The organism is Bacteroidota bacterium (genome assembly GCA_030017895.1).
Lineage (GTDB): Bacteria > Bacteroidota > Ignavibacteria > UBA10030 > BY39 > JASEGV01.
On record JASEGV010000044.1, the window covers coordinates 21375 to 27435 of the forward strand.

Consider the following 6061-nt stretch of genomic DNA (forward strand, 5'->3'; position numbering starts at 1 on the left):
AAATTCACTTGAACAAATATACAATTATTTTATATGACAAGTTAAACACAATTCGCTGTTGGCATTTGAGACTCGTAGAAACATAGACACACCGCTGACACTGTGGGGGTTGTGACAGCTTCCGCATTCTAACGTTGCAGTTCCGTCGTGGCAGCTTAGGCAGTTCTTTGAAACTCCACCCGGCTGTGGTACCGTTCCTTCCATCGTTGGACTTGAATAGACTGTATAAGTTGCAGTCGATGCTGTCCGATTCCACAATAGTGACGAGCTTTGTTTCGAGTGTGGAGTATGGCAGAACACACAAACTTCGTTGTAACCTGATGTTGTTGTTCTCACTGTTGCTGTGGAACTGAAAGATAAATCGTGCTTGCTGTTTTTAATTTGTGCCTCATTAATTCCGGCAAAAATCAAACTTAGTGTTAGGGCAAAAATAAATAATTTATAATACATTTTAATAACTCCTTTTTATTTGTTATGAATTATATATTGAAAAATTTGTATTCTCGCATTCAATTGATCGACCACATAAATAAGATTATTAGGATCGATGAAAATACCGGCTGGAAGATGAAATTCGCCTGCATTCATTCCAGGTGCGCCGATGAACATAAGCGGCTCACCCTTCTCGTTAAAAATTTGAAAGTTATCGAATGCTGCATCGGTTACGTAAATATTTTTATAACTATCTATTGCAATCCCTTTGGGACGCGAGAAATTTCCCGGGGTATTGCCAAACTGACCGAACTTAGATAACAACTTTCCCGTTAAATCAAATATCTGAATACGTCCGTTGAATGTATCTATCACATAAACTTTTTCGTCAGCGATTGTGATATTTGTAGGAAAATTGAATTGTCCGTCTTCGCCCCCTCGTTCACCGAATGTGAAGAGTTGGTTACCTTCTTCATCTAAAACGATGACAGAATGTTTATTGGTATCGACTACATAAATGCGGCGTAATTTTGGCTCGTATGCAATTCCTGTCGGCGATCCGAATTGATTTTCGCTGCCGATAGTTCGGACTACATTTCCGTTTGCATCGAAGACAAAAATTCTTTTTAAGAAGGAATCTGAAACAATGACATTATTTTCAGGAGTTACAATAACTCCGATTGGTGTATGAAGTTTATGCTGACCTATATCGCCGATGGAACGCATTTTTTTCATTCGGTTATCGAAAATAACTACATTTTTCAAGCTTGTATCGGTTACGTAAATAGTGCCGGTTGCGTCGGCGGCAACTCCAAACGGACGCATCAAGGCATTTTCTTTCGATTCGCCCGCTAAAATTCTCAAGAATGCATCGCCTTTGCTTTCGGCAAAATAATCTTCACCTTTAATGATATTCACAAGTTTAAACCGCGGTTGCTCGGGAGGCGGGGGCCAGATGTATTCGGGAATAGTTTCCTTTGTCGTCCCGCAACCAATCAAGAAGATGCTTGTGAATAATATTGTTAATATGTATTTCATTTATTTAGTATTTGACCTTTTCATAAACTCGGAATTGGAGTTCCATCCCGAATAACGAGATGGAAGCTCCTAATTCCTTCTCTCTGGCAAGGGAATGTTCAGAGAGGATTCTAAAATTTTAGATTTTAAATTTATGATTAATGATTTATTGTTTTGAAAATTTTGATACTACTTGCTATATATAATTGCTAATTGTCAATTGCCTTTTAACAATTAAAAGGGTCTTGCTACCGTGAACCATAATTCACGGCGTTTATCTATAAAACGAAATTCTCGAAGCCGAAGTTGAAAACTTAATGCCCGCCATTGGTAATTAATCTCGGCATCCTGGTTTATAAAATCGCGGCGGGTCATTGGGTCGTACGACCAGCTAAGCGAATATCCTAATGAAAGATTCCGCATAAAAAATTGAGCGCTATTAAAGTTTAAATTTATACTGTAAAACTTCGACTTGAATCTTCCTAAATTCCAATTTATGTTTCCATTAAAACTTAATGAAAAAGGGATGTAATAATATAAAGATGTTATAAACCGTTGATTTAACCGTAATTGAGTTAATGAACGGGAAGGTTCATATTTACTATATATATCCTCATCCCGGTAATCGATCATCGATTCGGAATTCAAATTACCGAACAATAATTTTGATATAGCTAACGAGGCATTCTTGAATGTTTCGTCGCGTTCTCTGTTGTAATAGACTTTGCTTTTATTAAATGCAAAGCTACTTGTAATATTAAAATCGTAAACCCGAGCATTGATCGAGTTGGCGAAACCGCCATTTATGTTCGATTGTTTTTCGGTACCCGCTTGTTTGCTATAGCCGACGTTTATGCCATTACTAAAATCGATATTTGTAAACCCGAACATATGCTGCAGGTTAAATGCATTTCCCATTCTTTGCAAAATAATTTTCCGTACGTCGTCTTTGTTATTTTCAATTATATACCGGTCGTCGTTGCGTGTTGTAAAAATATTATAGTTCAAATGTAAATTTTTGTTCATGAGATATTGCACAGATTGACTAAGACTTAAACCAAAAGAGACCGAGTTCTCAGATTCGATGTGCCTGCCGTTTACAGAAGTGCCTAGACGTATCTGGTCGCTTGCTTCATTATAAAACATCAGCGAGCCGGATGTAAAACCAAAATTATTATAGCTGTAATATTCTGTGTTAATATCGAATCGCGCTTTTTCGGTATATTGCTTCATGCCATTCATAACTAATCGGTAATAATTATCCCGGTCGCCCGTTGATTTCTCGTAAACATCATTAAAATTACCCGATAGGGAGATGTTCGACTCGGTTGAAGCTTTCGATAAATTAATTCCAAACTCTCTTTGTATTTGATCTGCATTTGATGTTGGTACAACCGACCAACTTCTGTTTTGATTGTAATAGATGTTTGTTGTGGGAAGAAAGTAGATTTTCTCTGTAGAAATTTGTAACCGCTGCTGCTGCTGACGAAAATTGAAAGGGCTTTCGCCGAAACCGACTATATTCGTGCTCGATTCTAACTCGCCGTCTCGCGCAAACATATCTAATCGAACAAGATAATTTTGTAGTGCAGTAGCGTTAATATTGTAGTAGTTGAATAAAAAGCTTTTAGATTTTTGTGAGAAATTTTGATAATACGAGTTGTTGTAGTTTAAATGAACAGCAGTTTGAAGACCGTATGAAATAAGGCGGGGCGAATATAGATATCCGTTAACCCCCAAATTAAATTGAGGACTGTAACGGTTAAACTTTGATGTATTATTTCCGGATTTTGAAGTCTGATATTGTTGCTGGTAACGAAACTCACCGCCGATAGATGTAATCTGCGGTATAGCTGTAAGCTGCATTAATATAGTCAAACACAAAATCCATATAATTTGTTGTATCAATTTTCCCTTGCCAAATTCAAATTATAGTGTAGGTCGACGAGCCTCGCCGACCTACAATTATTACTTTTTAGTTAACCCTAAGGTTATAAATTACAGAATAAATTATTTTGCGTGACAAGCAACGCAGAGTTTACCATCCGTAAGTGTTCCTTGAACCATCTTTGTATCGGTTTTGTGAGGATTGTGGCAAGATGAACATTGAACTTTTCCACCGAATAAACGGCCAACTTTTGTTGTACCATCGAGGTATGCATATTGAGTATTTGCTGGTGTGTTCAAAGCACCATCAGTTGCAAGTGCATCAGCATAGTTGAAGTTAACAGGATGTGTGTGCCCTAAATTTGGGTAATCTGTTCCACTTACAATTTTATTCCTGTCACGATTCGGGATATCTGCAACTGTTCGTGTTTCATAAGGTACCCATGGATCTGTTCCGGTAACGTGGGGGCGTTTTACATAAGCTGCCGATGTGTACATTGCTGAACCATCGTGGCAGCTTAAGCACATATTGCTAACATTTTTGTGTTGGTCGCCAGTATTATCACTTGGGTCGATAGCTGTTGCATCCATTTGGATACCGGTGTAACTACCCCAGTTTTGACCTGATTTTGCAGTTCGTGCCCATAGTGGATCTTTAACACCTGCTGCTGGAATGTGTGGGCTATGGCAATATGAGCAAAGTCTGTCCGATGCACCAGCTATATACTGTGCATTTGTTTTGGTAGAGGTAACTCTTAAGTCGTGCTTCGTGTTTAACATCAGAGAAGTTTGTGCTAAAACTACAGAAGAGACTGCTAAAATTACTACTGCGATTAAAAGTAATCGTTTCATTTAATAACTCCTTTAATTATTAATTAATTAAGCCTCAGAATTAATAGAATCTTTCTCATGAGGCAGATGAGAAAAATTTAATTTCCTTTGAGCAGCTCAAATATTTGAACTCTCTCGTTCACTTGGTCTGCTACATATATTCTGTTGTTTTCATCAATACAAATTCCTACAGGATTTAAAAAACCTAAATTGTCGCTGTCGGAATACCTTCCAACAAACATTAACAAATCAAAATCTTGATTAAATATTTGAAAATTGTTATGAAGAGCATCTACTACATATAAGTTATTACGCTTGTCGATTGCGATACCTTTAGGTCGCTCGAACATTCCAAATAAGTTACCCTGTTGTCCAAATTTGCGTAAATATTTACCGTTCTTATCAAAAACTTGTATTCTAAAATTGAAAGCGTCGACAACATAGATGTTGCTTTCGTTATCTACCGCAGCGGATTGAGGAAAATTGAATTCACCATCAGCTTCACCTCTTTGCCCAATTGTGAAAAGAGAATCGCCCTCTTCAGAAAATACCACCACTTGATGAACTTTATTATCTACAACAATAACGCGGTTCAAGTTTTTATCGAATGCAACATCAACAGGATTCTGAAATTGACCTTGTCTGCCAATAGTTTGAATAACTGTGCCATCCAAAGTTAAAGCAACGACTCCACGCAATTCCGTTGAACCTGCAAATAATTTTCCGTTTCCATAAGCAATTCCAACAATCCTGCCTAAAGGCAAAATACTTTTAGCGCCTAATGGAACTACTTTTTTATTCACTTCATCGAACAGTAATAAACCTTGTTCCATATCGGAAACGAAAACTTTTCCTTTTCCATCGGTTGCTACATCGAACGGACGGATAAGCCGCAAGTTAGACGTTCGACCCGTAATTACTTGTGCAGCTTTACCAAAACTCGATAAAAACGCATCTTCATTGTTCAATGTCTTGATGTACTTTATCCTTGGTTCGTCGGGGGGGGCGGGCCAAACTATTTCTTCCTTTTGAACATCCTTCGAAGTGCTACAACCAATTAGTAGTGCAGCAAAAAGTAAAACTAACCAATTTAATTTATTAATAGTTTTCATTTATTCTCTTTTGTTTCTTCTTTATTTTCATCTATACTTTTCATAATGTCGTCAAACGATGGAACTATCTGTCGGGTTTCCTGTTCTCTACGTGGCGAAAAATCGATAGCACCGGTCGTGAGCGAAATACCAGCCGAAACTGTCCATCTTTTTACTGAAGTTCCCGAGATGTACCCGCCAGTAACTTGCAAACCTAAGTTCGAAAAAATACGTGATGTTAAACTTAGCAAGCTTGTGAAATCGTGATTGCCGAAGTATCCGTATGTAAATTCTAATCCCAATTTATAATTGCGGTTAACCGAGTATGTTGAGCCAACGCTTCCTAAAAATCGTGTCCCTTTGTCGATTTTGTTTATTCCCAAAAATACTGTTGGTTCGATTGCATTCGTATAAACGCTCGCAACAACTCCTAAGCGGGTCATATCGGCTGGGAAGAGGACTAATTTATCGGAAGCTGTCGAGTTAATTTTTTCAGCCCATATTGCGGCTCTGTAAATAAAAGGAATTTCAAAAGGAAATTGGAATTTACCGCCGAATCCGGTTACGGAGGCGGGCAGTACGTGTCCGTTGATTTCACTTGCATATTTCAAGTACAATTCGAGATGCGAAGAAAATCCACCCGTTACATCTATCGAATTAAACGAGTGATTATTGAAAAAAGTAAAATGATGATATTGAACTCTGAAGTTTGAAGATGGAGCTACGCTTCCTGTTGGTAATAATATAAGGCTCATCGTGGAAGTGAGTGGGTAAAAATGATAGATAGAAACAGCGTAACATAT

The 6061-nt window shown here is 37.8% G+C and carries 6 protein-coding genes; all 6 read right to left on the minus strand.

The features are described 5' to 3' along the window. Nucleotides 1-24: 24 nt before the first annotated feature. Entirely contained in the window at nt 25-450 is a 426-nt protein-coding gene (locus QME58_09505) for a cytochrome c3 family protein (GenBank protein MDI6804067.1), read from the minus strand. 15 nt (nt 451-465) lie between these two features. Further along, the gene (locus QME58_09510; GenBank protein ID MDI6804068.1) at nt 466-1470 is read right to left on the minus strand and encodes a 6-bladed beta-propeller; all 1005 of its coding nucleotides are present in this window, start codon (nt 1468-1470) and stop codon (nt 466-468) included. Nucleotides 1471-1683: 213 nt separating this feature from the next. Next, a complete protein-coding gene (locus QME58_09515) occupies nt 1684-3327 on the minus strand; it encodes a hypothetical protein (GenBank protein MDI6804069.1) in 1644 nt (547 codons plus the stop codon). 132 nt (nt 3328-3459) lie between these two features. After that, nucleotides 3460-4188, minus strand: a complete 729-nt coding sequence (locus tag QME58_09520; protein MDI6804070.1) for a cytochrome c3 family protein — start codon at nt 4186-4188, stop codon at nt 3460-3462. A 77-nt stretch (nt 4189-4265) separates the two neighbouring features. Then, nucleotides 4266-5279, minus strand: coding sequence for a 6-bladed beta-propeller (locus QME58_09525; protein MDI6804071.1), 1014 nt, complete (start codon nt 5277-5279; stop codon nt 4266-4268). Further along, on the minus strand, nt 5276-6061 hold a 786-nt coding region (locus QME58_09530), incomplete at its 5' end, for a hypothetical protein (GenBank protein ID MDI6804072.1). The genes QME58_09530 and QME58_09525, both read right to left, overlap by 4 nt.

What these genes read in the sequence shown, in the direction of transcription:
- QME58_09505 (MDI6804067.1), bottom strand. Translation starts at nt 450, where the DNA reads ATGTATTATAAATTATTTATTTTTGCCCTAACACTAAGTTTGATTTTT.
- QME58_09510 (MDI6804068.1), bottom strand. Translation starts at nt 1,470, where the DNA reads ATGAAATACATATTAACAATATTATTCACAAGCATCTTCTTGATTGGT.
- QME58_09520 (MDI6804070.1), bottom strand. Translation starts at nt 4,188, where the DNA reads ATGAAACGATTACTTTTAATCGCAGTAGTAATTTTAGCAGTCTCTTCT.
- QME58_09525 (MDI6804071.1), bottom strand. Translation starts at nt 5,279, where the DNA reads ATGAAAACTATTAATAAATTAAATTGGTTAGTTTTACTTTTTGCTGCA.